This is a genomic window from Micropruina sp. (genome assembly GCF_027492755.1).
Lineage (GTDB): Bacteria > Actinomycetota > Actinomycetes > Propionibacteriales > Propionibacteriaceae > Micropruina.
In genome coordinates this window covers 15,415-41,447 of the sequence record NZ_JAPUED010000107.1, presented here as the reverse complement: position 1 = coordinate 41,447, position 26,033 = coordinate 15,415, and the positions used below count along the sequence as shown (strand labels likewise).

Sequence of the window (26,033 nt, the reverse complement as noted above, 5' to 3'; positions counted from 1 at the left end):
TTCGCCGGCGGGGTCTCGACAAGCTCGACCGACGAGATTCAGCTGTTCCCTGAGACGGCCGAGATTCAGCTGTTCCCTGAGACGGCCGAGATTCAGCTGTTCCCTGAGAAGGCGCTGATCATTCACGTCATCCGGGCCTCGACCCGGGATCTCAGGTGGGGAGGGATCCCGGATCAAGCCCGCGATGACGATGGAGAAGCCTTGACTAGCGAATCCCTAAGCTGAACTGCATGGACGACACTCTGTTCGCCCCGCCCGCGCACGAATGGCTGCGGATCTCGCCCGCCTACACCACGGTGGTGCGCGTCCGGATGCTGCTGACGACGGCCGTGATGACCGGGGTGGCCACCGTGCCGGTCTGGTTGTTCCTCGACTGGCGCTGGGGGTCGGCGGTGATCCTGGTCGGCCTGATCTGGGCGGGGTGGCAGTGGTTCCGGCTGGCTCGGTGGGTGCGGGCCTGGGGTTATGTCGAGCGCGACGAGGATCTGTATCTGACCCATGGGCTGTGGTTCCGGGAGCTCACGGTCATTCCCTATGGCCGGATGCAGGCCGTCAAGGTGGAGAGCGGACCTCTGACCAGATCATTGGGCCTTGCCAGCGTCGAATTGGTGACAGCGAGCCTGCAATCGGGCGCCAAGATCCCGGGGCTGCCGCGGGATGAGGCCGAGCAGTTGCGCGACCGGTTGACCGCGATCGGTATCGGCGACCAGGACGGCCTGTGAGCATTCCGCCGAGCCGGTTCTCCGGCGTCCCCGATCCTCGGCTGTCGCGATGGCGACCCGACCCGGACGGCGGTGTGCGCGGGGCTGCCGAGTTCGGCGCCCACAGTCCCACTGTTTCGGTGCCGTCCAGCGGCACCCAGGGCAAGCTGGTCGAGAAGCCGCACCCGCTGACTCCGCTGGTGCGCGCCTGGGTGCTTGTCGTCGCGGTGGCCTGGGCGGTCGGCCGAGAGTTGCTCAACAACGGCGACGGCTTCCGGCTGCCACCGCTCACCTGGCTCACCGCCGCCGGCGCGGTGATCGTGCTCGTGCTGATCGGCTTCGCCTACCTGGACTGGCGGGCCACCTCTTTCATCGTCGACCACGGCGAGTTGCGGATCGAGACCGGGGTCTTCACCAAGACCTCGCAACGCATCCGATTCGACCGCATTCAGTCGGTCGACATCACCGAGCCGTTCGCCGCCCGGCTGCTCGGGCTGGCCGAGATCTCCATCGATGTCGGCGCCGAGGGCGGACACAAGCTGCGCTATCTCTCGCGCACCCGCGCGGCGGCGGTGCGCGACTACCTACTGGCCCGCGCTCACGGCATCCGTCCGGTGGAGCTGGCCCAGCACGTCCAGACCGGTGTCTTCACCGACCACGGCGCGGCCGATGAGGTGTTGGTGCGGGTGCCGCCCCAGCGTCTGGTGCTGGGCGCGGTGCTGTCCCACGAGTTGCTGCTGGTCACGGTGCCGCTGCTGCTGATCGGCATTGCGCTCGCCCTCGACGAACGCGGCCGCGAGGCGGTGGCGATCAGTCCCTGGCTGTTGATCGGCGTGCTGCTGCCGGCGCTCGGCGGCCTGTGGAGCTTCATCCTGCACCGGGTCATCGGGCAGTGGAACTACGCGTTCCTGCGCAGCGGACCGGGTCTGAAGGTCACCCGCGGACTGACCAGCCTGACCAGCCAGTCGGTGCCTCGCCACCGCATTCAGTCGTTGCGGATCGCGCAGCCGCTGTGGTGGCGCCGGCTCGGTCTGTACCGGGTGGACATGGCCGTGCTGGGCAATCACGGGCTGGCCCACGACGAGGACCGGGCCGGCACCACCAGCATCCTGCTGCCGATCGGCACCCAGGCCGAGGTCGAACTGGTGCTCGGCACCATCTGGCCGGGACTGCGGCTCGACGACATCGACGTCCGGCCGTCCCCCGAGCGGGCGCGCTGGCTGCAGCCGTTCAGCCATCGCTGGGTGGGTTGGGGCTACGACGACTCGGTGCTGCTCACCCGCGCCGGCTGGTTCACCCGGGTGCAGATGATCGTGCCGCACGCCCGCGTCCAGTCCCTGGCGGTCGAGCAGGGTCCGATTAGGCGGCGGCTCGGTCTGGCCACCGTCGGCTTCCACACCACCCAGATCCTGGCCACCAGCGCGGCCCGGAACATCTCGTCCGACCTCGCCCGCACCCTGCTGCTCGAGGAAACCTCGCGAGCTCGGACGGCGCGACTGGGCACCCTGCTGAGGACGCCACCCGAAGCCTGACCCCATCGAAGCCACCTCGACCACCGAGGTGCTTCGAACATTGGGGGACGGTTCTTCCGGATGCGAAAATCGCACGTCGAAGGGACGGTTCTCTCGCGGCAATGGGGTGTGGTTCGAACGTTGGGGGACGGTTCTCTCGCGGCAAGGTCTGTCCCCCGGCGTGCGAATTTCGAATGAAAAAGAACCGTCCCCGATTGTTCGACGAACTCGACCGACGAGAGCTTGGGTGGTCAGTGGGCGCGGCGGGCGTCCCAGGCGCTGCGCACCATGTCGTCCACGGTGTGCCGCATCTGCCAGTCCAGGTCGGCGGCGGCGGCTTGGCCGTCGGCGACGATCCGGGCCGGGTCGCCCGGACGCCGCGGGCCCACCTCAGGGGTGAACTCGATGCCGGTGACGCGGCGCATGGCGTCCATGATCTGCAGCACGCTGAGTCCGTCGCCGCTGCCCAGGTTGTACGCCGGACGCAGCGGGCGCTTCGCCTCCAGTGCCTGGGCGGCCGCCACATGCGAGACCGCCAGGTCGCCGACGTGGACGTAGTCGCGCACACAGCTGCCGTCCGGCGTCGGGTAGTCGGTGCCGTTGACCTTCGGCGTCCGGCCTTCGATGAGCGCCTCGAGGACGATCGGGAACAGGTTGTGCGGGCTGGCGTCGTAGACCTCGTTGCTGGCCGAGCCGACCACGTTGAAGTAGCGCAAGCTGACCCCGGCGAACTCCGGCCAGGCGCGGGCCACGTCCGCGATCAGCCACTCGCCGATCAGTTTCGACTCCCCGTAGGGCGATTCCGGACGGGTGGGCGACGCCTCGGTGACGAGTTCGGTTTCGGGCGTGCCATAGACGGCGGCGCTGGACGAGAACACCATCTTGTTCACGCCGGCGCGGTGCATCGCGTCGAGCACCTTGGCGATTCCGGTGACGTTCTGGTTGTAGGTGTGCAACGGCCGGTTCACCGACACCCCGGCGTACTTGAAGCCCGCGACGTGCACCACACCCGCGCAATCGTGCGCGGACAGCGTCTCGGTCAGGGTCTCGACGTCGAGGACATCGCCCTGCACGAACGGCACGCCGTCGGGAACGAAGCCGGCGAAGCCCGAGGAAAGGTCGTCATAGACGACCGGGGTAATGCCGACCGCAGCAAAGGCGCGCACCACGTGGGCACCGATATATCCGGCACCGCCGGTCACCAACCATGAACTCACGGTCACAGTCTGGCAAACCCCGCCCTGCTCGCCCAACCGGGTGGCTCATCCGCTGAGGGGTACGACTCCTCAGGTCACCAGAAGAACCGCCCCCGGTGACCGAAAGAACCGTCCCTAGTGGCCGTGGGGACGGTTCTCTTGGTCACCGGAGAACGGGCGTGAGCCTGTGCTCACGGTAGGTGTCCAAGAGATTGCTCAGGCGGCGCCGGTCCTCTCGACAGGGCTACCTGGGGAACCTCTAGGGTTCCGTCATGACTTCGAATTTTGCGCTCGGCATCGACATCGGGGGCTCGGGCATCAAGGGTGCCCTGGTCGATCTGACGGCCGGTGACTTCGCGACAGAGCGGTTGCGCATCGATACGCCGTCCGAATCGACCCCGGCGAATGTGGCGGCCATCGTTGGCGAGATCGTGGAGAACTTCGCCGATCAACTCGGCGACGGACCGATCGGCATCACCATTCCGGCGATCGTCCAACACGGCGTCACCATTTCGGCGGCGAACATTCACGAGTCCTGGGTGAACTGCCCGGCCGAGCAGATCTTCGAGGACGCCTTGGGACGCGACATCGTGCTGGTCAACGATGCCGACGCCGCCGGTGTCGCCGAGGTCGGCTTCGGCGCAGCCAAGGGCCATCCCGGGCTGGTCATCGTCACCACGCTGGGCACCGGCATCGGATCGGCGATCATCCACCGCGGTGTGCTGGTGCCGAACTCCGAGCTCGGCCACTTGGAGATCGACGGCTACGACGCCGAGAAGCGGGCGGCGGCCAGCGTGCGCGAGCGCGAGGGCCTGAAGTGGAGCGAGTACGTGCCGCGGCTGCAGCGCTACTACGAGACGGTTGAGTTCTTGTTCTCCCCCGACCTGATGGTGGTCGGCGGCGGCATCAGCAAGAAGGCCGACAAATTCCTGCCCCAACTGAAGCTGCGGACGCCGATCGTCCCGGCTCAGTTGCAGAACCGGGCCGGGATTGTGGGCGCCGCTTGGCTGGCGGCGGCGGAAGCGAGCTGATTCCCACCGGTCCGTCCCCTCAGGCCGTCATGCCACTTAGGCCGTCGTCCCGGAACGACTCGGATGAACAACCGTCTGAGCCGGTCACTATGCTGCCTGGGTGAGTACGACACTGCAGTCGAACCTGGCCGACGTCACGGCCTCGGACGCGGCACTGCGCCGTTTCCTGCACGGCCTGCCCGGCGTCGATCAGGTCGGCGCCGACCAGCGGGCGGCGTCCCTGGGCAGCCGGTCGATCAAGACCACCGCGAAGCAGTGGGCACTCGATCTGGCCATCGGCATGGTCGACCTGACCACCCTGGAGGGCATGGACACCCCGGGCAAGGTGCGGGCGCTGTGCAGCAAGGCGATGCGTCCCGACCCGGCCGATCCGTCCTGCCCGCACACCGCGGCGATCTGTGTCTACGGCGACATGGTCGGCATCGCCAAGGACGCGCTGCAGGGCTCCGAGGTGAAGGTGGCCGCGGTGGCGACCGCGTTCCCGTCCGGACGGGCGTCACGTCGCGTCCGGCTGGCCGACGTCACCGAGGCAGCAGCGGCCGGCGCCGACGAGATCGACATGGTGATCGACCGGGGCGCGTTCCTGTCCGGCCGCTACCTGGAGGTGTTCGAGGACATCGCCGCCGTCCGCGAGGCCTGCGGCAGCGCACACCTGAAGGTGATCTTCGAGACCGGCGAGCTGCAGACCTATGACAACGTGCGCCGGGCGTCCTGGCTGGCGATGCTGGCCGGCGCCCACTTCATCAAGACCTCGACCGGAAAGATCCAGCCGGCGGCCACCCTGCCGGTGACGCTGGTGATGGTGGAGGCCGTCCGCGACTTCCGGCTGGCCACCGGACGTCAGGTCGGGGTGAAACCGGCCGGCGGCATCCGCAGCTCCAAGGACGCGATCAAGTATCTGGTGATGGTGAACGAGATCGCCGGGCCGGACTGGCTGAGCCCGGACTGGTTCCGGTTCGGGGCGTCCACGCTGCTGAACGACCTGCTGATGCAGCGCACCAAGATGGCCACCGGACGCTACTCCGGCCCCGACTACTTCACTCTCGACTGACCCAGGGACACCCATGAGCATCAGCTTCGACTACGCCCCGGCGCCGGAATCGCGCTCGATCGTCGACATCAAACCCGCCTACGGGCTGTTCATCGGCGGCGATTTCGTCGACGGCCGCGGCAACGGCTTCAGCACCGTCAATCCGGCCACCGAGGAGGTGTTGGCCGAGGTGAGCGAGGCGTCCGAGGCCGACGTGGACGCCGCGGTCGCAGCCGCCCGGAAGGCCTTCGGTCCGTGGTCGCGGATGTCCGGCGCCGAACGCGGCAAATACCTGTTCCGGATCGCCCGGCTGCTGGCCGAACGGTCCCGCGAGTTCGCGGTGTTGGAGTCCATCGACAACGGCAAGCCGATCAAGGAGTCCCGGGACGTCGACGTGCCCACCGCGGCCGCCCACTTCTTCTACTACGCAGGCTGGGCCGACAAGCTGGAATACGCCGGCTTCGGGCCCAACCCGCAGCCGCTCGGGGTGGCCGGGCAGGTGATCCCGTGGAACTTCCCGCTGCTGATGCTGTCCTGGAAGATCGCCCCGGCGCTGGCCTGCGGCAACACCGTGGTGCTCAAGCCCGCCGAGACCACCCCGCTGACCGCGCTGCTGTTCGCCGAGATCTGCCAGCAGGCCGACCTGCCGCCGGGCGTGGTCAACATCATCACCGGGGCCGGTGAGACCGGACGCGCCCTGATCGCCCACCACGACATCGACAAGGTGGCGTTCACCGGATCCACCGAGGTCGGCAAGTCGATCGCCCGCACCGTGGCCGGTACCGACAAGCGGGTCACCCTGGAGTTGGGCGGCAAGGCGGCCAACATCGTCTTCGACGACGCCCCGATCGACCAGGCCGTCGAGGGCATCGTCAACGGCATCTTCTTCAACCAGGGCCACGTCTGCTGCGCCGGCTCTCGGCTGCTGGTGCAGGAGTCGGTGGCTGAGGAGGTGCTGGCCAAGCTGAAGGCCCGGATGGCCACCCTGCGGCTGGGCGATCCGCTGGACAAGAACACCGACATCGGGGCGATCAACTCGGCCGAGCAGCTGGCCAAGATCCGGCGGCTCTCCGACATCGGCGAGGCCGAGGGGGGGGCCGCTGGTCGCCGGCCTGCGCGCTGCCCGACAAGGGGTTCTGGTTCGCACCGACGATCTTCACCGGAGTCTCCCAGGCGCACCGGATCGCCCGCGAGGAGATCTTCGGTCCGGTGTTGTCGGTGCTCACCTTCCGCACCCCGAAGGAGGCGGTCGAGAAGGCCAACAACACCCCGTTCGGGTTGTCCGCGGGCATCTGGACCGAGAAGGGCTCCCGGATCCTGTGGATGGCTTCGCAGCTGCGTGCCGGCGTGGTGTGGAGCAATACGTTCAACCGCTTCGACCCGGCCAGCCCGTTCGGCGGCTACAAGGAGTCGGGGTACGGCCGCGAGGGCGGCCGGCACGGGCTGGAAGGGTACCTGCAGTGAGCCGCACCGACGTCCGCAAGACCTACAAGCTGTACATCGGCGGCGCCTTCCCACGCTCGGAATCAGGCCGCACCTATTTGGTCAACGACGCCTCCGGTGCCCTGCTGGCGAATGCGGCCAAAGCCTCGCGCAAGGACGCCCGGGACGCGGTGAAGGCGGCCCGTTCCGCGTTCGGCGGCTGGTCGTCGCGGACGGCGTACAACCGCGGCCAGGTGGTCTACCGGATCGCCGAGGTGCTGGAGTCGCGGCGGGCTCAGTTCGAGGCCGAGATCGTCGCCGCTGTCGGAGCCAAGCCGGCCGAAGCCCGCACCGAGGTGGACGCCGCGATCGACCGGCTGGTCTGGTACGCCGGCTGGACGGACAAGATCGCCCAGGTGGACGGTGCCGCGAACCCCGTTGCCGGGCCGTACTTCAACCTGTCGACGCCGGAACCGACCGGGGTGGTCGCGGTGCTCGCGCCGCAGTCCCCGCTGCTCGGGCTGGTGTCGGTGGTGGCGCCGCTGATCGCGCTCGGCAACACCTGTGTGGTGGTCGCCTCGCAGCCCGCGCCGCTGGTGGCGATCACCTTCGCCGAGGTGCTGGCGACGTCCGACGTGCCGGGCGGGGTGGTGAACATCCTGACCGGGGACGCCGCCGAGATCGGCCCGTGGCTGGCGTCCCACATGGACGTCAACGGCCTCGACCTGACCGGGGTGACGGACGCCGACCTGGCCCGCGACCTGGAGATCGCCGCCGCCGACAACCTGAAACGGGTACGCCGTCGGGGTGTTGAGGACCTGGCCGCCACACCGGAACTCGACCGGATGACCCGTTTCCTGGAGATCAAGACGGTCTGGCACCCGATGGGGCTCTGAGCCGCCGGCCGCGGAGATCCCGGCGTTCGCCGGGATGACGAACACCGGGGTGACGAGCACGCCGCCAGCCGGGTGACGAACAGTGCCAGCCGTGATGACGCGCACCGGGAATGACGAGCACGCCGGCCGGGGTGACGAACACCGGGGGTGATCTGGTGCAGGCTTGCGCAATTCTGCGCATGGCCGGATCCTCGGACCAGGAGGCACGATAAATCGAAGCCACCCCTGGCTCGGATCGAGGTCCCATCATGGCCGAGAACGACGACATCGCCAAGCGCCCGCCCGACCCCTTCGTCGCCGCACGCATCAGTGATCCGAAAGCCGGCCCGCCGCCGGCGCTCACCCTGGTCGGCCTGCTGGGCGACAGCGATCGTCCGGGCCGGCGCAGGCTGTACCTGAACACCCGGCTCGACTACTGGGTGGAGGTGCGCGCCGAGGACGTCCTGACCGTCGAGGACGTCGGCCCCGACCAGCCACCATTCCAGGGCCTGGACGCCACCCGGCTCACCATCGTCCGCGACGCTCAGCTCGACTACGTCCGGACCGCAACAGTGAGCGGCGATCCGTTCGCCGTCCAGCCACTCACGTCGCAGGCACGGCCGCTGATGCAACAGGCCGAGACCTGGGAGGCCGAGTGTCCAGGCCCGTCCTGGGGCGGCTGCCCGACCGACATCGGATGCCCCACCGCGAACGACTGCCCGAGCGGATGGACAGTGTGCAAGCCGCTGACCTGCCGGGAGACCCAGGGCACCACCTGCCGAACCTGCGATACCTGCCGCGGCACCTGCCAGACCTGCCGCCGCGCAGACACCTGCCGTACCTGTGACTGTCCGACCCAGAACGTCACCTGCGGCAACACCTGCGCGGCCACGTGTGCCAACACCTGTGCGGCGACCTGCGCCGGCACCTGTGCCACCTGTCCTACCGGCTGCGGCGCGACCTGCGGGCCGGCATGTCAGGTCACCCGCAATCCTGGCCTCTGCGAAACCGTCGGCCGCTGCCCGACGGTGCTGCAAACCCACTGCAACACCTGTCGCTGCTTCTGAACAGGAGGACCGACCATGGTTGATCCAGGCGACCTGGTGAACCGCCCCGAGGATCCGTTCGTCCGCAATCGGACGGTCGCCGGCGGTCCGCGCCGCGATGTCGTCACCCTGGCCGGGCTGCTCGGAGACAGCGATCGTGCCGGCTGCCGCCGCCTGTATCTGACCACCCAACTGGACTACTTCGTCGAGTTTCGCACCGACGACGTGGTCGCCGTCGACGACGTTGCCCCGGGCGATGTTCCCTTCCCGGGCCTGGACGCCACCCGGGTCACCCTGAACGGCGGTGCCACCCTTGACTGGGTGCGGCGCGCGGTCCCGTCGAGCGACGCATTCGCCCTGGAGGTGTCGGACGCGATCGTCCTGCCACCGTTCGTGGAAACCTGGGAGGCCCAGTGCATCGGTGTCACGGTGCACTTCGGCCAGTCCGATTTCGACCCTTGCCAGGGCGGCCGAGGCAACCCCGGCGGCGGAACCTTCGGGCAATGGCCCACCCAGGGCGGCCGCACCTGTGCCACCTGCAACCAGGCCACCTGCGCCACCTGCGATCAGGGCACCTGCGTCAGCTGTATCGGCGGCACCTGCCAGACCTGCCAGGGACCGCGGTGCGCCACCATGCCCGGCACCTGCCAGACCTGTCAGCGACTTACCTGCGACCCCGGCTGCGTGGAGACTGCCACTTGCGCCAGCTGTCTCGGCACCTGCGATGACACCTGCTCGACGTGCTGGGACACCTGTCTGGGCACCTGCGTGAGCTGCCGGGGCACCTGCGACGCCACCTGTGCCAGCACCTGCTCCGACACCTGTGTGAACACCTGCGCGCAGACGTGTTGGGTCACCTGCGATACCTGCAACACCTGCCAGTTCAGCACCTGTGGCTGCCCGGTCAGCGACCCGGCCTGGTGCATCGTCCGCGCCTGAACCCTCACCAGGAAACCGAGAGGAGAGCCCCATGGCCGACAACGACAGCGGCATCGAAGGCCGTCCTCCCGACCCGTTCGTGGCCTCCCGGATCAACGACCCGGGGACGCCTGCTCCGGCCTCCTTCGAACTCTCCGGTCTGCTCGGCGACAGCGACCGGGACGGCTACCGCCGGCTCTACCTCAACACCTCGCTGGACTACTACGTCGAGTTCCGCACCGAGGACGTGCTGACCGTCGAGTCGGTCTCGCCGGACCAGCCGCCCTTCGTCGGACTGGATGCCACCCGGGTGGCCCTGAACCGGGACGCCCAGGTGGCCTACGTCCACTCGCGGCCAGCCGCGGCGTCCGACGCATTCAACATCGACGCCCGGGCAGGGCTGCAGGGGGGATTCCTCCCGGATCAGACCGACCCCACCGACACCGTCACGGACCTGACTCTGACCCTTCCGGAGACGCCGCTCGGGTGCCAGCTACCGACCGTCGACGGCACCTGCGGCCCCCGCTGCCTACCGACGAACACGCCCACCTGCTGGTTCACCCAATGCCAGACCTGCGGCAACGGAACCTGCCTGACCTGCTTCGGCACGACCTGCCAGACCTGCAACAACCAAGCCACCTGTCAGACCTGTGGTCAGGCCACCTGTCAAACCTGCGATCAGGCCACCTGTCAAACCTGTCATCAGCCGGGCTGCGTCATCCCGGTCACTGGCGATCTCGGCACCTGCGAAACCTGCCTCAACGCGGCTTGTTGGCACACCGTCGGCAACGCGACGTGCCTCACCTGCAGGATCACCGCGTGCAACTGGAACTGTCCGGTCACCGTGGATGCCGGATGTCTCAGCCAGAGGATCTGTCCCACGCTGAAGTGCCAGGTCGGGTGAGCCGGCGGTGGGCACGCGTGTGGACGAGCGCGACGGCGCGATGAAGCCGCGCCGCGACGAAGGTGCGGTGTCATGAAGGATGGACCGATGTCGGACGGCGACGAGGGCGGCGCCGTCCCCGCAGGCACGGCACCGGTGCGCACCCACCGGCTGATCCAGCACTATCGACTCACGCCGGAAGCGGCATGGCGCTCACCGCTGCCGGCCGAGCTGGCCTCCCGGGCCCGTGACGCGGCGCTGCTGCTGGCGGAACGATGCACCGATCCGGACGGCGTGGCCACCGCCAATCAGTTGTGCGACCAGCAGACGAATTTCCCACGGGCACTGCACTGGGCACCTACCTCGATCGCCCAGGGTGATCTTGGTCAGGCGCTGTTGTGCGGCGCGCTCGCCGAGGTGGACACCGGTGCAGACTGGGCCATCCGGGCTCGCAGCTGGGCGGCGTCCACCGCGGCGGCGTTGCGGTACGGCTACCGTCCGCCGATGGGGTCGGTCAGCGGCTCGTCCGGGATCGCCTTCGTCGGGCGCCGGCTGGACGACCCCGACCTGACCCAACCGCTCGCTGCACTGGACGGCGTCATCGCCCACGACGCGCTGACCACGGCGGCCGGGATCCGGGGCCGGCGCGGCATGCCGGTGAGCACCTTCGACCAGATCTCGGGACTGGCCGGAGTCCTGCTGTGCGCGCTGCCGCACGCCGGCCGGTCCGCGCGTCCGGTGGCGCCGTTCGTCGTCCGGGCGTTGACCGCGCTGGCTCTGGACGCCGGATCGCCCCCCGGCTGGTACACCCCGCCGGAATGCCTGTTCGACGATGAGCAGCGGGCCTACTACCCGGCCGGCAACATCAACCTCGGCCTGGCCCACGGCATCCCCGGGCCGCTCGCCGCGCTGGCGCTGGCCGTGGACTGCGGTCTCGGCGCCCAGGACGCCGTGGAGGCGACGACCCAGCTGGCCGGGTGGCTGGCCGCTCACGTCACCCTGGGCGATGACGGGCCCGGCTGGGAGACGGTGGTGCCGCTGGTGCACGGCCCGGGCGGCCTGGCCGAGTTGCCCGTGCACGATGTCGGCCGGGACGCCTGGTGCTACGGAACCCCGGGTGCCGCTCGGGCGCTGTTCCTGGCCGGCCGGACGCTGGATCGTTCCGACCTGCGCAACCTGGCGATCGAGGCGATGGCCGCCGTGTACCGGCGTCCGGTCGAGCGGCGCGGCATCGACTCCCCCACCTTCTGCCACGGAGTGGCCGGGCTGCTGCAGATCACCCTGCGGTTCCACCACGACACCGGTTTGCCGCTCTTCGCCGAGGCGGCGTCCGCGCTGACCCGGCAGATCCTGGACGCCGCCGAACCGGACCGTCCGATGGGCATCGCCAACATGGAACCCGGCGACAACAAGGTCGATCAGCCCGGCGTCCTGGACGGGGCGGCCGGGGTCAGCCTGGCACTGCTGAGTGCCTCGAGCGACGTGGAGCCGACATGGGACCGGATGTTCGCGCTGTCCTGAACCGCGGGGACGGTTCCTTCGGTCCGCCGGAGGGACTGGCGTATCACGAGGATCCGCCGTTCGGCCCGTCCGATCCGCGTGCCAACGGCGAGGACCAACTGCTGAACCGATCCGGCCCGGTCCCCACGGCGGCGCCCGCAAGCACCGCCCTGTACCGGGTCGTGCCCTGGGTCACGGTCCGGACGCCGCTGCTTCCGATCGAGCGACTGCCGTGGGTGCGCGAGCCGTCCGAGGCGTTGGACGACCCCCGCGTCGTCCGGGCACTGGCCATCGGCAGCCCGACCCTGCTGGAGAAGGCGCGGCGCTCCGACCCCGATCCCAAGGAGGCGGCCCGGACCCGCACCAGCCTGGCCCGCTACCTGATCCGGATGACCACCCGGCCCACCCCGTACGGGGCGTTCGCGGCGGTGTCGCTGGCCGATTGGGCGCCCGGGACCGACTTGCGCCTCGCCGCTGGCGACCGCACCAGAACCCGGCCCGACATGGGCTGGCTGCGCGGCATGCTGGCCGCCGCCGAGCACCGCCCGGACGTCCGTTCCCGGCTGCGTTGGCGGGCCGACCCGCTGATCACCGAGGTGGGCGACCGGTTGCTGACCCAGACCGGGGGCTCCGTCAGGGCCACTGAGCCGGCCCGCCTGGCGATCGCGGCGGCCGAATCATGGATCGCCTACGACGAGTTGGTCGAACGGGTGGGCGCCGGCTCCGGCGGAACCCCCGACCAGGTGGCCGGCCTGCTGGAGCAGCTGATCCGGGCGGGCCTGTTGCACAGCGACCTGGCACCCGCCCTCACCGGGGAGGCGGCGACCTCCGGCGCCGACGCCCGAGCACTGATCGGCCGGGCCGATGCGTCGCTGGCCGAGTCCGCCGCCGAGCTGACCGCCGCCATCGCCGCCGCCGACGGTCAACCCCGCGGATCGATGATCGGTGATCGCGGGGCGTCCGGACGGCCGGACGCCCCGTCCGGTGTGTTCGCCCAAGTCACCGAGCGAGCGCGCGTCCTGCATGACCACCCCGAGACTTTCCAGACCGATCTCGCTCGTGGACTCGACGGACGCGGCCTGTCCGCGGAGGTGGGCCGCGAGTGTGCCCAGGCCGTCGAGGTGCTGCTGCGAGTGGGCCCCGGTCCGTCGGTGGGCGGCGACCTGGCCGGCTACGGACGGCGATTTCTCGCTCGGTGGGGGGCGGACCACGAGGTGCCGCTGGCCGAGGTGTTCGATCCGGTCCGCGGACTCGGCGCGATGCCACACACCCATGGTGCGGCGTCCGGTCTTGAGCCGGGCACCCAGGCGCGGCGCTCCGAGGCGCTGATGGGCCTGGCTCTGGAGGCGCTGCGGGACGAGCGGCGCAACGTCATCTTGGACACCGACATCGTCGCCGCCCTCAGCGGCTGGCCGGCCGGGGCGACCGGACGGCAGCTCTCCCCCGGCAACGCGGCCGATGCCCCACTGTCGCTGGATGTGTCGGCGTTCCTGCTGGCCACGGACGCCGCCGCGGTGGATGCCGGCGCGTTCACCCTGGTGCTCGGCCCGAATCTGGGCGCCGGTTCGGCCGGACGCTGGCTGGGCCGGTTCGCCGACCTGTTCGGTTCCGCCGGCGACGCCTTCTACGACTGGCTGGACCGCGCGGAGACCGCAGCCGAGCCCGACACGGTTGCCGCCGAGGTGGTGTATCTGCCGGCCACGCCCCGATCCGCGAATGTGGTGCTCCGGCCGACGGTCGCCCAGCACGAGATCGTGGTCAGCGGACGCGGCAGCGCCGAACATCAGCTGGGACTGTCCGATCTGCTGGTCGGCCACGACGGCGCGCGACTCTACCTGCGGTCGGCCAGCCTGGGGGTGCGGCTCCGTCCGACCGCGCGGCACATGCTGAACCACCACGGCGCGCCACCGGTGTGCCAGTTCCTGGACGCCGTCGGCCAGCATCTACCCGCCGAGTTCTCGGCCTTCGATTGGGGGCCGGCGCAGTCGCTGCCGGTGCTCCCCCGCGTCCAGGTCGGACGAACGGTGCTGGCCCCGGCCCGTTGGCTACTCAGCACGCCCGGCTGGACGCCGTCGCAGGGCGCCGAACAGGCCGCGGTGACGTCCGCACTCGAGACGGCCCGCCGACGCTGGGGGTTGCCCGACCGGGTCTACGTCACCGTGGCCGACAACCGGCTGCTGCTGGATCTCACCCAGGCCGACGACCGCGAGCAGTTGCGGCGCGAGTTCAAGAACTCCGGCGGCACGCTGCGGCTGGAGGAGGCGCTGCCGGACATCGGGGACGCCTGGCTGCCCGGCCCGGATGGCCACTACCTGACCGAATTGGTGATCTCGCTGGTCCGCCAACCCTCGAACGATCCCGCTCGGACGCCCGCCGCGTTCCCCGTCCAGGCCGTGGAACCGATCCGCGGCGTCCATCCGACTGCGCACCCGGTCAGTGTCCGCGAACGGATCCGGTTGCCCGGCGGCGACTGGCTGTTCGCCAAGTTCTACGCCCCCTACGAGCAACTCACGCCATTGCTGACCACCCACCTCGTCGACCTGATCGAGATGGCTGAGAATTCCGGGCTCGCCAGGCGCTGGTTCTTCCTGCGGTACAGCGATCCCGAGCCGCATCTGCGGATCCGCTGGCAGGGCGAGCCCGATCTGCTGCTGCGGCACCTGCTGCCCCAGGTGAGCGATTTCGCCGGTCAACTGCTGGAAGCAGGCCGGATCTCGCGGCTCGCGCTGGACAGCTACGACCGCGAACTCGAGCGCTATGGCGGACTGCGCGGGCTGGAGCTGTGCGAGGACCTCTTCCATGCCGACAGTGTCGCCGTCCGCCGGCTACTCAGCCTGCCCGGCCAGCCGCTCACCGATGCCCTGGTCGCGTCGACCGCGGTGATGCTGGCGGGGCTCGGGCTGGACCGGGCCCAGCGGGTGACCTTCTACGAGACGCAGGCCGCCTTGGTCGACGACCCGCAGGTCGGCCGCGCCGCCGGGGCCGATTACCGGGAACGCAAGACCCGGCTGCGTGCCCTGCTGAGCGGCGAACCGGCGCATGGGCCACTGGCCGACGCGCTCCAGACGTTGCGGACGTCGGTCACGCCGTACGGCCTGGCTCTCGCCGCGGCGGAGCGGACCGGCGACCTGGACGGATCGGTGGCCGGAATCCTGCCGAGCCTGGTGCACATGCACCACAACCGGATGGTCGGCCCCGGGCATCCCTCCGAGCCGCACCTGATCCAGTTGCTGCTGCGCACCGAGCGCGGACTGTTGCTGTCCGGCTGAGGGCAGCGATCTGAACCGCATCACCCGATTGCGGTGGCGATGAGCGCAAGACGGGCTGCGCGCGACAACCCGGCGCAGACCACGACCGCCACTTCCTTCCTTCTTTCTCTCTTCTTTCTCGCCGACGAGCAACCATTCGGCGCGCTCCTGCGTAGAGAGTGGTAGTCGATGGAGGAGAGTGCATGGTCGGGATGGGCGCACGGTCGCGCCGGGAGGCGGAGTTCACCGCCTTCGTGACGTCGTCGTCGGCCTATCTGGGCCGGACGGCGTACCTGCTGACCGGCAGTCAGGATCTCGCCGATGAACTCGTCCAAGAGGCGTTGACCAGGACTTATGCCGCCTGGGAGCGTGTCCGGCTGGAGGATGCGACCGGCTATGCCCGCCGGGTGCTGGTCAACCTCAGCATCGACCACCGGCGCCGGCGCCGTCCGGTCCCGGCCGAATGGGCGGATCCGCCGTCCGGCGAATGGCCCCATGATCGGGTCAGCGACCGCGACGAGGTGGCACGGATGCTCGCCACCCTCACCCCACGGCAGCGCAGCATCGTCGTGTTGCGCTATTTCGACGACTACACCGAGGCGCAGACCGCGGAATGCCTGGGCATCAGCGTGGGTGCGGTCAAGTCCGCCTGCTCGCGGGCACTGGCCGGCATGCGCGCCCGATACGCCCCAATGAGGGAAGGAGACCTGTCATGAGGATCGCCGAGGACAGGCTGCGTGACGGCCTGCGTGAACTCGCCGAAGAGGCCGACCCGAACGTCCGGGCGATGGACGTGATCGCCCTGGTCGAGGGTCGTCACCGGCAGCGAAGCATCCGCCAGTTGGTGGCGGCGTGCGCGGCCGTGACCACCGCCGGCCTACTGGGCTGGTTCGCACTCGCTCCGCGTCCGGTCACTGTGCAGCCGGCGCCACTGGCCAGCGCGATGGTGCGGTCGGGCACAACGACCGGCGTGTTCGGCTTCACGGGGGGCGATCCGGCGGCGCACCATACGGTCACGGTCCGCGCCGAGAGCTCTGCTACTCAAGTGCTGATCACCGTGACCGACGAGGTCGAGGGTCGGCCCGCTGCAACCACTCACCACAGCTACGTCGCCCCGCCTAGCCAGTTCTTCACCGTTCGGGTGCACGATCACCTCGAGGTCAGGTTGATTCCCGACGTGGTGCGCGCGGTGCAGACCGTCGGTCACGTCTGGGGTGATGTGCGGCACTGGGCCGACGCACAGACCGGCTTCACTTTGACCGCGACCTGGCTCTCCGGCACCAAGGACGCGACGGGCCGCCTCGTCTGGATAGGGTCGGACGGCCTGGCGCGGACCGCCCCCGACGAGGTACTACCCCGCCTCGATCTGGCCGTCGACGGCACCACTTTCACCGTCTTCCGTGACACACAGGACGACGTCTGGGGCGTGTTCAACGCGGCCGGTGATTACTGGGCAGCCCAGCCTGCGCGGCGTCCCGACAAGGTCGATGTGCGGACCTCCCTTTCGGGACGGCGCGCCTCGATCGGCAAGCTCCCCGCGGACGCCTCGGCCGTCACCATCACGCCGACTGAGAAGGCGCGCTGGACCGTCGGCACCATGGCGGACGGCACCGCCTGGTACTTCGTCCTGGCCGACCAAGAGGTGTCCTACGACTCCTCCAAACATCGCCTGGTGCGCTCCATCAGCTACACCGATGGCACCGGCAAGCGGGTGACCTACACACCACGTACAGGGATCTAGTCCCGTCCGAAACCTCACCGCTGATCGAGCCCACCGTTGGTCGAGCTTGTCGAGACCCTCGTTGAGCGAGCCCGGCCGTTGGTCGAGAGCCTGTCGCCCCCACCGCTGGTCGAGCTTGTCGAGACCCCTTCTCCATCGAGACCGGGTTTCGACAAGCTCAACCCTCCAGAGGAGAGGTCTACATCCGGTCGGGCGCCACAATCCCGAGCAGGTCGAGTCCCTTGGCGAGCACCGTCCGGGTGGCAGCGCAGATCGCCAGTCGGGACGTCCGCACCTCACCTTCGCTCTTCAGCACCGGGCAGCGCTCGTAGAAGGTGCTCAGCGCGGTGGCGGTGTCGAACAGGTAGGTGCACAGCTTGTGCGGCTGCAGTCCGGTCGCGACCTCGGCGACCACCTCACCGAAACGGGACAGCAGCAGGGCCAGCGTCTGCTCGGCCGGATCGTCCAGGACGGTGACGCCGTCGGAGGCCCAGCCTTCCGCTTCGGCCTTGCGCAGGATGCCGCTCACCCGGGCGTGGGCGTACTGCAGGTAGGGGCCGGTGTTGCCGGTGGTGGCTGTCATCCGGTCGGCGTCGAAGACGTAGTCCTTGTGCAGCGAGGTGGACAGGTCGGCGTACTTCACCGCCGCCATCGCGATCTCCGGCGCGGCGACGTCCTCGGCCAGGTCGAGCAGGGTGTCGAGGGTGACGGTCTTGCCGTCGCGGGTCTTGAACATCTTGCCGTCCGGACCGAGCACCGAACCGAAGCCGACGTGCTCCAGCACGCCGCCCTCGGGCACCCAACCGGCCATCCGGGACACCGCGAACACCTGCGAGAAGTGGTGCGCCTGGGGCGAGCCGACCACGTAGATGCAGCGGTTGGCGTCCAGCGTGCCGAACCGGTAGCGGACGGCAGCCAGGTCGGTGGCGGCATAGCCGTAACCGCCGTCGGACTTGCGGACGATCAACGGCGCGTCGTCGCCGGGCACGAAAACGACCAACGCGCCCTGGTCGACCACGGCGATGCCTGCCGCGGCCAGGTCGTCGGCGACACCGGCAAGCAGGTCGTTGTAGATCGACTCGCCGGCCAGATCGTCGTCGGTGAGCAGCACCCCGAGCCGGCGGTAGGCCGCGTTGAAGCCGGTCTTGGAGACCTCGATCAGCGACCGCCAGATCGCCCGGGTCTGCCCGTCACCGGACTGCAGCGCCACCACCCGGCGACGGGCGGCGTCCGCGAAAGCCTCGTCGGAGCGGAAGTGCTCCTGGGCACGCCGGTAGAGCGCCACCGAGGAGGCCAGGTCGAGGGTGTCGGCGTCGATGCCCTCGAACAGGATCTGCTCGACCAGCATGCCGAACTGGGTGCCCCAGTCGCCGATGTGGTTCTGCGCGATCACCGTGTGGCCCTGGGCGCGCAGCACCCGGGCGAAGCAGTCCCCGATGATCGTGGAACGCAGGTTGCCGACGTGCATCGGCTTGGCGACGTTGGGCGCCGAGTAGTCGATCACCACCCGCTGCGGGTCGGTGGTCTGCTCGATGACGCCGTCCGGGTCGCGCAGGATGCCGGTCACCACCCCGGCCAGCACATCGGAGCGCAGCCGAATGTTGATGAAGCCCGGGCCGGCCACCTCGAGCGGCTCGCACAGGTCGGCGACGTCGGCCTCGGCGACGATCCGTTGGGCGATCTCGCGCGGCGGCTTGCCTTCGGCCTTCGCCAGGCGCAGCGCCACGTTCGACTGGAAGTGCCCGAACTGCGGCTTGGTAGCCGGACGGAGCTCCGGATCGACCCCGGTGACGGCCTGGAAACGTTCGGTCAGCAACACGGGCAGGGAAAGCACGTCATCCATCTTCCCGCCGCCGGGCGGGGCTTGTCGAAACGGGCCACCCGTCGGTCGATGCCCGGCTGCTCGGCACACCGTCATCTCGCGACTGCCACGACCCATTCTGGCCGGCTCTCGCGCCGGTCATCCGGCGTGGCAAGTCCAAAAGTGTTCTGATATCGACCCCAGAGTCGGGGTCTCGATGAACTCAGTACCGCCTGAGAACTCTCGACACAGCCACCACTCTGGGGTCGATTTCAGACGAATCGCGGATAGGCCCTCGGCCGGTGGCAGAACTACCCCTGTCGCCGCCGCTGCAGCCTTGGCAGGATCGGACGGACACCGCCCCCTGGAGGAGCCATGCTCACACCGCCTCAGGCCGAAGCCCTCGTTCGTCAGGACGTCTACACGCTGCAGCCCGAGGGCGCGCCGACGCATCCGATCATCGCCGCCTATGCGGTGGCCGTCCGGGAGTTGAAGCGCAACAGCGGCCCGCAGCATCGTTGGTGGAGCCACCACACCCAGGTGCACGGCATGTTTCCCGACCCGAACGACGGGCTGCGCAACACCTGTCAGCACTTCTGCTGGTACTTCCTGCCCTGGCATCGGATGTACCTCCACGCGTTCGAAGCGATCTGCCGCTCGATCATCGCCGAATCCGACGAGGTGGACGACGAGACCAAGGCCACCTGGGCACTCCCCTACTGGGACTACGACCGTCCCGAATCCAGCTCGCTGCCGCCCGCGTTCCGCGCCCCGACCCTTGACGACGGTTCCCCGAACCCACTGTTCGACCCGGCCCGCGACCTTGGCGTGAACTCACCCGTCCGGTTCCGCGGTGAGCCCGAACCGCGGCTGGCCCGGCTGCAGCCCGCCCAGACCACAGCAGCCGGGTGGTTCTTCGCGACTCCCTATTCGAGCCAGTTCGACCCCGCGTTCGCCGGCACCGAGACCGGCTTCAACCATGCCGGCGCCCCGAACGCCATTCCCGGACCGCTGGAGATCACCCCGCACGGCTCGGTGCACGTCTTCGTCGGCGGGCCGACCGGCAAGATGAGCGACTTCAACCAGGCCGCCGGCGACGCCATCTTCTGGTTGCATCACGCCAACCTCGACCGGCTGTGGGAAGTATGGCGCGGCAACACCGGCATCGGTCTCGACCCGGCCGGAAGCCGTTTCGTCGACCGCAGTTTCGAGTTCCTGGACGCCTCCGGCCTGCGCATCGAGCCGACCTGCGGCAGTGTGTTGAACCTGGCCAACCTCGGCTACAGCTACGCCGACACCTCGATCCCCGCCTCGGCGGGCGCAGGAGGACAGATGCCCACTCCCGACCGCGGCCCGGAACGACCGCGCGATCGCCGTCCACCGCAACGGGTCGGGGCGGCCGAGACACCGGTGCGACTCACCGAGGACGCCACCGAGGTCAGTTTCCCCACCGACGCGCCGACCACCCGGGCCGCCCAGCGGTTCCTGGTGTCGGTCGAACACATCCGTGCCGACCGGCTGCCCAGCGCCGAATGGGGCGTCTTCCTGCACCCCACCAGCGGCGAACCTGTGTTGGTCGGCACGCTGCCCCTGTTCGGCCTGCTCGAATCACAACAGCCGGACGCCGAGCACGAACTCAGCTACCAGTTCGACATCACCGCGGTCGTGCAGCGGCTGGACGCCGAGGACCGTTGGGACGCCGAGCAGTTCCGCGCCACCCTCGCCCCGGTCAATCCCATCGCCGAGGACGCCCCGCCCGAGCCCGAGGTGGTGATCGGCACCATCGCGCTGCTGATCCAATGACCGTCCTGCCGACCAAGCTCACCGAGCCGTCGGCCCGGCCTGTCGAGACCAAGCCGCCCGCCAAGCCACTGCCGGCCAAGCTCACCGATCCACCGCCGGTCGAGCCTGTCGAGACCCAACCGCCCACCGAACTCCCACCGGCCAAGCTCACCGATCCACCGTTGGTCGAGCTTGTCGAGACCCCCTCCTGGCGTCAGCATTTCCGCAGCCGACTGGACCGACACCCCGAATGGCTGGCCATGTTGCTCGCCGCAACCGCCTGGGTGGCACTCGCCCTGGCCCTCGACTGGTTCGAGCCGGCGGGCGCGCTGCCATCCAGCCACCACCATACCTCAGACGGCACCACCGCCCACCCGCACCCGATCGATGCCCAGCTGCTCAGCTGGCTGCTGATGGTGATCGCGATGATGCTGCCCACCACGGTCCCGCATCTGCGCTACCTCGGTTTCAACACCCGGCGCGCTCGCCGTCAGCGCACCCTCGCGCTGTTCACCCTCGGCTATCTCGCGGCATGGCTGGGGCCGGGCATGCTGCTAGCGGTGATGCCCGGGCCGGTTCCGGCGTCCGCGCTGACGGTCCTGGTGCTGGCGGCCGGGGCCTGGGAGCTGACCCCGATCAAGCGGCGTGCGCTGCGCGGCTGCTGCCGCACCATGCCGGTCGGCTTCGCGGGGCCCTCCGCCGATGCGGCCGCGGTCGAGTACGGACTGCGGCACGGCGTCGTCTGCCTGCTGGTCAGCGGACCGGCGATGGTGGTGCTGATGCTCGCCGGACACCCGTGGTGGGCGACCCTGGCCCTCGCAATCGTGATGGCAGCCCAGAAGCTGCTGACCCGTCCGGAGCAATGGCGGGCCCTGGTCGCGCTCGGCTGGCTGGCGTCCGGGCTGGCGGTCGCAGGCATGGCGATCCTGGACGCCGCATAGGCTCGGCCTCGACCCGCACACACCCGATCGAGGAGCAACGTGAGCGTTCCCACCATCACCCTCAACGACGGCAACCGCATTCCCCAGTTCGGCCTCGGCGTCTTCCTGATGCCGCCGGAGGAGACCAAAGAGCACGTGGCGTTCGCCCTGGCCAACGGCTATCGGCACATCGACACCGCCGCCATCTACCGCAACGAGCGCGAGGTCGGCGAAGCGATCGCCGAGTCCGGTATTCCGCGCGACGAGATCTTCGTCACCACCAAGCTGTGGAACAACCGGCAGACGGACGCCCCCGCCGCGCTGGCCGAGTCGCTGGAGAAGCTGGGGCTGGACCAGGTCGACCTGTACCTGATCCACTGGCCGGCGCCGCAGTTCGACACCTACGTGGAGGCCTGGCAGAGCATGGAGCAACTGCAGGCGCAGGGGCTGACCCGCTCGATCGGTGTCTCGAACTTCCATCAACAGCACTTGGAGCGGCTGCTCGATGCCGGCAACATCGTCCCCGCGGTGAACCAGATCGAGGTGCACCCGAGCCTCGCGCAGTTCGAACTGGTCGACTTCAACACCAGCCTGGGCATCGTCACCGAGGCGTGGAGCCCGCTCGGACGCCGCGCCGACCTGGACGACTCGGTGATCGTCGGCATTGCCGAACGACTCGGCCGGACGCCCGCCCAGGTGATCCTGCGCTGGCACATTCAGCGCGGCATCATCGTCTTCCCGAAGGCCTCCAGCCCCGAACGGCTGCGCGAGAACGCGGACATCTTCGACTTCGAACTGTCCGCCGATGACATGACCGCGATCGACGGCGTGGACTCCGGCAACCGGGTCGGCTCCAACCCGGAGACCATGAATCGGCGCTGAACTCAGCCGCTTATCGACCCCACCGCTGATCGAGCTTGTCGAGACCGAGGACGCGCCGTCAGAGAGGTCTCGACAAGCTCGACCGACGGAGGCTGAGCCGTGTTCGTCGGCTGGCAGCGAGGTCTCGACAAGCTCGACCGACGGTGGCCGAGCCGTGTTCGTCGGCTGGCGGCAACGCTCATGACTGGCACCAGCGAGTGGTGGAAAGGGGTCTCGACAAGCTCGACCAACGACGGCGGCGTCCGATTCAGGACTGCAGCGCACGGTCGAGGGAGTCGTCGTGGGGTCCGAGGACGGGTCGGCGCCGACTCACCAGATCCCACATCATCTTGAGGTTGGCACCGAGTTCGCGCAGGGTGCCGTAGGACCACATCTCCTGGTTGCTCCGGACGCTGTCGTCACCGACGCCCCAGGCGTCCAGGCCGATCGCCCGGCAGATGGTCAGCGCGCGGGGCAGGTGATAACTCTGGCTCACCACGATCACCCGGGTCGCGCCGAAGACCTTCCTGGCGCGCACGCACGAGTCGTAGGTGTCGAAGCCGGCGTAGTCGCCCGCGATGCGGCGCGCGGGCACTCCGTGGGCGATCAGGTAGTCGCGCATGCCGCCGGTCTCGTTGTAGTGCCGGGTACCGTCACCGGAGACCAGAATCGCCTCGACCTTGCCGGCGTCGAACAGTTCACGGGCCACGTCCAGCCGGGCCCGCAGGTACCGCGACGGCTGCCCGTCGGCATACACCTCGGCACCCAGCACCAGCGCCACCGGCTGCGCGGGCACGTCGTCGATGCTCTTCATCCGATCGTCGCTGACCCTTCGGACGTACCAGGCCGGCACGACGATCAGCGCCGCGCCGAGCAGCGCACCCACCGCGGCCAGCCGGCCCACGAACCGTCCGAGCGCGCTTCCGGAGCCAGCTGTCATGCCGCGATGCTACGCAGCATCCGCACTGGGGCCGGGCATAGAATCGCCGGGATGACCACCTCACCAGCCCGGGTAGCGGCGACCGCCGTCCGCGATCAACCGTTGGACGTCGTCGGTCTCGCCGCACTGGTGACCGACGACCGGGCCGGCGCCACCGTCACCTTCACCGGCGTGGTCCGCGACCACGATCACGGCCGCAGCGTCACCGGCATCGAGTACGTCGGCCACCCGAGCGCGGACGCCGTGCTCGCCGAGGTCGCCGCGGAGTTCACCGGACGCGACGGCGTCCACGCGATCGCCGTCGAGCATCGAGTCGGCACGTTGACGATCGGTGACCTGGCCCTGGTGGCGGCCGTGTCCGCCTCCCATCGCGCCCAGGCGTTCAGCACCTGCTCCGACCTGGTCGACCGGATCAAGGAACGCCTGCCGATCTGGAAGCGGCAGCTGTTCACCGACGGCACCGCCGAGTGGTCGAACTGCCCGTAGCAGTCCTCGCGGGCCCGGGAAATCAGCCCGGTTGGTCCAAGGCGTCGATGTAGTCGGCGAGCTTTCCGGCGGCCCGCAATTGCGCGATGCCGCGAAGCCGGAGGTCGCGCCGCCATTCCTCGACGGTCGCCGCCAAAGCGCCTCGGCTCCCCGCACCACGCAACTCCGCCAGGACGACGGCAACGCCGTCCAGCGGTTGTCCGCCACGACGGAGCAGGTGCGCCAACTCGGCATCCCGCACGTCCGAGGCTCCGTACCGGCGGTGCCCGCTGCGCGGATCCCGTCCGGGAGTCAACACGCCGGCTCGCTCCCAGGCGCGCATGGTGGCCGGATTGAGCCCGAGGCGGCGAGCCAGTTCGCCGATGCTGAACACTGCGCCGACGACCGGTATCGCGACGTCCTCATCGAGTCCGTCAAGGCCGGCCAGTGCCGCCTCCGCACTGCGCAAGGTGTCACGGTCGCGGCTCAGCAACTGCTGGCCCGCCTCGACAAGTTCCAGCGCGGCATCGCGTCGCCCGGCGGTGATCGCCTGCATGATCTGACGACTCCGCGCCGGGCCGTACGCGCTGACCAACGCCAGATAGGCCGCCAAGCCGGTCAGATGCACCTCGCTGTATTGCCGGTGTCCGGTACGGGTTCGTCGCGCCGCCGGAAGGATGCCGGCATCTTCGTAGTTGCGGACGGCCTGCGTCGAGAGCTGGTGCCGCCGAGCCAGATCCACCGGCCGCATCTGACCTCCTGTTGAGGTTGTGTGAGGACACGCCTGCGTAGCGTGACGATAAATCCTCTACCAAATCTTCAAGGATACGATTCAGGAACATGACATCGGACAGAAGCATCGTCTCCGGCGATTTCGAGTTGGCCATGGACGAACTGCGAGAGGTGGCGCGCTACGTCCTGGCGGACGCCATCGATGTCCTGCCGATGTTCGAGGCGGCGGTCCCTGACGATCCACGTCCTTGCGCAGCGATCGAGGCCGCCCACCGCTTCGCCGAGGGTGCCGCCCGGACGAAGCTGCAGCGGGTGACCGCACTGGACGCGCACCGCGCCGCCCGATCTGCCCCGTCCGAGATCGCGCGACTTGCCGCCCGCAGCGCCGGCGACGCCGCGTCCGCCGCCTATCTGCATCCGATCGCCGACGCGGCCCAGGTGGGCCACATCCTGCGCGCCTCCGCCACTGCCGCACACCTCTGCGAGTTGGCGGGTGGCGGAGACCCGGCGCTGGCTGACGCTCGACTGGAACGATCACGCCGATCGGCCACACCCCTACTGATCGACGTGCTCAGCCGATACCCCACCGCCGCCGCCGGACGGAGCCGGATCGCCCGGTTGATGCGTCGCCTGGACGACCTACTGCGCGCCGATGGCCGGGCCGCCGAGGGAAGCTCGGCTGTCGACCCGGACGCGGTGGCCGGCCGATGATTCTGCCCACGGTTCGCGATCCGCGCTTCATCACAATTCGCCGCGGCGGCACCCTGACCGACCCCGATCATCGGCTGCTGGCGTTGTGGGCGGCCGATTGCGCCGAGCATGTACTGCCGTTGTTCGAAACGGTCCGGTCGGACGACCCAAGGCCACGTCAGGCGATCGAACACATCCGGGCCTGGACCCGCGGCGAGGTGCCGATGATGCAGTCCCGCGCGGCGGGTGGGCACGCGATGGGTGCGGCCCGCGACCTGCGTGGTGCGCCCCGATTCGCCGCCTACGCCGCCGGCCAGGCGGGCGCGGTCGCACATGTCGCCGCGCATGAGTTGGGGGCGGCCGCCTATGCGATCAAGGCCGTCCGGGCCGCCGCGCCGTTGGACCGTGCCGACGAGCTCGGACGGGCGGAGTGCCGCTGGCAGCGTGAGCAGCTTCCGGACGGTATCCGCGACCTGGTGCTTGATGATCAGCGGCTGCGCAATGGCATCTGCTGGTCGGTCTTCGACTGCTGACGCGGTCGGCTACGGCTGGCGAGCTGCGACGGAGATCCCGGGGCAAGCCCGGGATGACGCACACCGGTGCCGGCGACAGAACTCGCTCCGCGACGGGGGTGGCCGACAGGAGCGGTCGTCATCCCGGCCAACGCCGGGGTCCCTCATGCGGGGCACTCCCGGCAAAGCGGCCCGTCCGCCCCGCGCCCGCATAGGTATCCGGATCGGGCCGGAACAGACCAGCCCGAT

24 protein-coding genes and 1 pseudogene are annotated in these 26,033 nt (G+C 69.4%); 21 read left to right on the top strand and 4 right to left on the bottom strand.

Features of this window, described 5'->3' with window-relative positions; all coding sequences use genetic code 11:
- From Q0066_RS07465 to Q0066_RS07455, 3 genes are all read left to right on the top strand, one after another.
- Positions 1 to 225 (top strand): hypothetical protein (locus Q0066_RS07465; RefSeq protein ID WP_298131632.1); only part of this gene is annotated, 225 nt, incomplete at its 5' end.
- A gap of 5 nt (positions 226 to 230) precedes the next feature.
- Positions 231 to 722: a PH domain-containing protein gene (locus tag Q0066_RS07460; RefSeq protein WP_298131631.1), complete on the top strand. Its 492-nt coding sequence runs from the start codon at positions 231 to 233 to the stop codon at positions 720 to 722.
- Positions 719 to 2,233, top strand: coding sequence for a PH domain-containing protein (locus Q0066_RS07455; protein ID WP_298131629.1), 1,515 nt, complete (start codon positions 719 to 721; stop codon positions 2,231 to 2,233). The genes Q0066_RS07460 and Q0066_RS07455 overlap by 4 nt, the downstream gene beginning before the upstream one ends.
- Positions 2,234 to 2,463: 230 nt before the next feature.
- On the opposite strand, the gene galE is transcribed toward Q0066_RS07455, so the two are convergent.
- A complete protein-coding gene (gene galE, locus Q0066_RS07450) occupies positions 2,464 to 3,429 on the bottom strand; it encodes a UDP-glucose 4-epimerase GalE (RefSeq protein WP_298131627.1) in 966 nt (321 codons plus the stop codon).
- A 251-nt stretch (positions 3,430 to 3,680) separates the two neighbouring features.
- Between galE and ppgK the strand changes: the two genes are divergently transcribed.
- From ppgK to Q0066_RS07390, 12 genes and pseudogenes are all read left to right on the top strand, one after another.
- Positions 3,681 to 4,439 carry a polyphosphate--glucose phosphotransferase gene (gene ppgK, locus Q0066_RS07445; protein ID WP_298131625.1) on the top strand — a complete coding sequence of 253 codons (759 nt, stop codon included), beginning with the start codon at positions 3,681 to 3,683 and terminating at the stop codon, positions 4,437 to 4,439.
- A 100-nt stretch (positions 4,440 to 4,539) separates the two neighbouring features.
- Positions 4,540 to 5,490 (top strand): deoxyribose-phosphate aldolase, encoded by a 951-nt coding sequence (gene deoC, locus Q0066_RS07440; protein WP_298131623.1) that lies wholly within the window; start codon positions 4,540 to 4,542, stop codon positions 5,488 to 5,490.
- 13 nt (positions 5,491 to 5,503) lie between these two features.
- Positions 5,504 to 6,505 (top strand): annotated as a pseudogene (locus tag Q0066_RS07435) (aldehyde dehydrogenase family protein); the annotation flags it as partial.
- An 83-nt stretch (positions 6,506 to 6,588) separates the two neighbouring features.
- A complete protein-coding gene (locus Q0066_RS07430) occupies positions 6,589 to 6,933 on the top strand; it encodes an aldehyde dehydrogenase family protein (protein ID WP_366521505.1) in 345 nt (114 codons plus the stop codon).
- Entirely contained in the window at positions 6,930 to 7,787 is an 858-nt protein-coding gene (locus tag Q0066_RS07425) for an aldehyde dehydrogenase family protein (protein WP_298131621.1), read from the top strand. Before Q0066_RS07430 ends, Q0066_RS07425 begins: the two co-directional genes overlap by 4 nt.
- Before the next feature lie 248 nt (positions 7,788 to 8,035).
- Positions 8,036 to 8,833 (top strand): hypothetical protein, encoded by a 798-nt coding sequence (locus tag Q0066_RS07420; RefSeq protein WP_298131619.1) that lies wholly within the window; start codon positions 8,036 to 8,038, stop codon positions 8,831 to 8,833.
- Positions 8,834 to 8,848: 15 nt separating this feature from the next.
- Positions 8,849 to 9,751 carry a hypothetical protein gene (locus tag Q0066_RS07415; RefSeq protein WP_298131617.1) on the top strand — a complete coding sequence of 301 codons (903 nt, stop codon included), beginning with the start codon at positions 8,849 to 8,851 and terminating at the stop codon, positions 9,749 to 9,751.
- Positions 9,752 to 9,782: 31 nt separating this feature from the next.
- Complete coding sequence (locus Q0066_RS07410; RefSeq protein WP_298131615.1) at positions 9,783 to 10,634, top strand: hypothetical protein; 852 nt, start codon at positions 9,783 to 9,785, stop codon at positions 10,632 to 10,634.
- Between the two features lie 72 nt (positions 10,635 to 10,706).
- The gene (locus Q0066_RS07405) at positions 10,707 to 12,134 is read left to right on the top strand and encodes a lanthionine synthetase C family protein (protein WP_298131613.1); all 1,428 of its coding nucleotides are present in this window, start codon (positions 10,707 to 10,709) and stop codon (positions 12,132 to 12,134) included.
- The gene (locus Q0066_RS07400; protein WP_298131611.1) at positions 12,107 to 15,382 is read left to right on the top strand and encodes a lantibiotic dehydratase; all 3,276 of its coding nucleotides are present in this window, start codon (positions 12,107 to 12,109) and stop codon (positions 15,380 to 15,382) included. Before Q0066_RS07405 ends, Q0066_RS07400 begins: the two co-directional genes overlap by 28 nt.
- 182 nt (positions 15,383 to 15,564) lie before the next feature.
- Positions 15,565 to 16,077 carry a SigE family RNA polymerase sigma factor gene (locus Q0066_RS07395; RefSeq protein WP_298131609.1) on the top strand — a complete coding sequence of 171 codons (513 nt, stop codon included), beginning with the start codon at positions 15,565 to 15,567 and terminating at the stop codon, positions 16,075 to 16,077.
- Positions 16,074 to 17,102, top strand: coding sequence for a hypothetical protein (locus Q0066_RS07390; protein WP_298131608.1), 1,029 nt, complete (start codon positions 16,074 to 16,076; stop codon positions 17,100 to 17,102). The genes Q0066_RS07395 and Q0066_RS07390 overlap by 4 nt, the downstream gene beginning before the upstream one ends.
- Before the next feature lie 178 nt (positions 17,103 to 17,280).
- Here Q0066_RS07390 and argS read toward each other — a convergent pair whose 3' ends face one another.
- Positions 17,281 to 18,924, bottom strand: coding sequence for an arginine--tRNA ligase (gene argS, locus Q0066_RS07385; protein ID WP_298131606.1), 1,644 nt, complete (start codon positions 18,922 to 18,924; stop codon positions 17,281 to 17,283).
- Positions 18,925 to 19,257: 333 nt separating this feature from the next.
- Between argS and Q0066_RS07380 the strand changes: the two genes are divergently transcribed.
- Genes Q0066_RS07380 through Q0066_RS07370 form a run of 3 tightly spaced genes read left to right on the top strand, consistent with a single transcriptional unit; the run spans position 19,258 to position 22,466 of the window.
- The gene (locus Q0066_RS07380; protein WP_298131604.1) at positions 19,258 to 20,685 is read left to right on the top strand and encodes a tyrosinase family protein; all 1,428 of its coding nucleotides are present in this window, start codon (positions 19,258 to 19,260) and stop codon (positions 20,683 to 20,685) included.
- Positions 20,682 to 21,605: a DUF2182 domain-containing protein gene (locus tag Q0066_RS07375; RefSeq protein WP_298131602.1), complete on the top strand. Its 924-nt coding sequence runs from the start codon at positions 20,682 to 20,684 to the stop codon at positions 21,603 to 21,605. Before Q0066_RS07380 ends, Q0066_RS07375 begins: the two co-directional genes overlap by 4 nt.
- Positions 21,606 to 21,644: 39 nt before the next feature.
- Positions 21,645 to 22,466 carry an aldo/keto reductase gene (locus Q0066_RS07370; RefSeq protein ID WP_298131601.1) on the top strand — a complete coding sequence of 274 codons (822 nt, stop codon included), beginning with the start codon at positions 21,645 to 21,647 and terminating at the stop codon, positions 22,464 to 22,466.
- 247 nt (positions 22,467 to 22,713) lie between these two features.
- Here the strand turns inward: Q0066_RS07370 and Q0066_RS07365 are convergent, their stop codons facing one another.
- On the bottom strand, positions 22,714 to 23,385 hold the full coding sequence (locus Q0066_RS07365) for an ElyC/SanA/YdcF family protein (RefSeq protein ID WP_298131600.1): 672 nt from the start codon (positions 23,383 to 23,385) through the stop codon (positions 22,714 to 22,716).
- A gap of 51 nt (positions 23,386 to 23,436) precedes the next feature.
- On the opposite strand from Q0066_RS07365, the gene Q0066_RS07360 reads away from it, so the two are divergent.
- Positions 23,437 to 23,871 carry a molybdenum cofactor biosynthesis protein MoaE gene (locus Q0066_RS07360; protein ID WP_298131599.1) on the top strand — a complete coding sequence of 145 codons (435 nt, stop codon included), beginning with the start codon at positions 23,437 to 23,439 and terminating at the stop codon, positions 23,869 to 23,871.
- A gap of 22 nt (positions 23,872 to 23,893) precedes the next feature.
- Here the strand turns inward: Q0066_RS07360 and Q0066_RS07355 are convergent, their stop codons facing one another.
- Positions 23,894 to 24,601, bottom strand: coding sequence for a MerR family transcriptional regulator (locus tag Q0066_RS07355; RefSeq protein ID WP_298131598.1), 708 nt, complete (start codon positions 24,599 to 24,601; stop codon positions 23,894 to 23,896).
- Positions 24,602 to 24,690: 89 nt separating this feature from the next.
- On the opposite strand from Q0066_RS07355, the gene Q0066_RS07350 reads away from it, so the two are divergent.
- Both Q0066_RS07350 and Q0066_RS07345 read left to right on the top strand, forming a co-directional pair.
- Positions 24,691 to 25,293, top strand: a complete 603-nt coding sequence (locus Q0066_RS07350) for a putative immunity protein (protein ID WP_298131597.1) — start codon at positions 24,691 to 24,693, stop codon at positions 25,291 to 25,293.
- Positions 25,290 to 25,805: a putative immunity protein gene (locus Q0066_RS07345; RefSeq protein WP_298131595.1), complete on the top strand. Its 516-nt coding sequence runs from the start codon at positions 25,290 to 25,292 to the stop codon at positions 25,803 to 25,805. Before Q0066_RS07350 ends, Q0066_RS07345 begins: the two co-directional genes overlap by 4 nt.
- Positions 25,806 to 26,033: the final 228 nt, after the last annotated feature.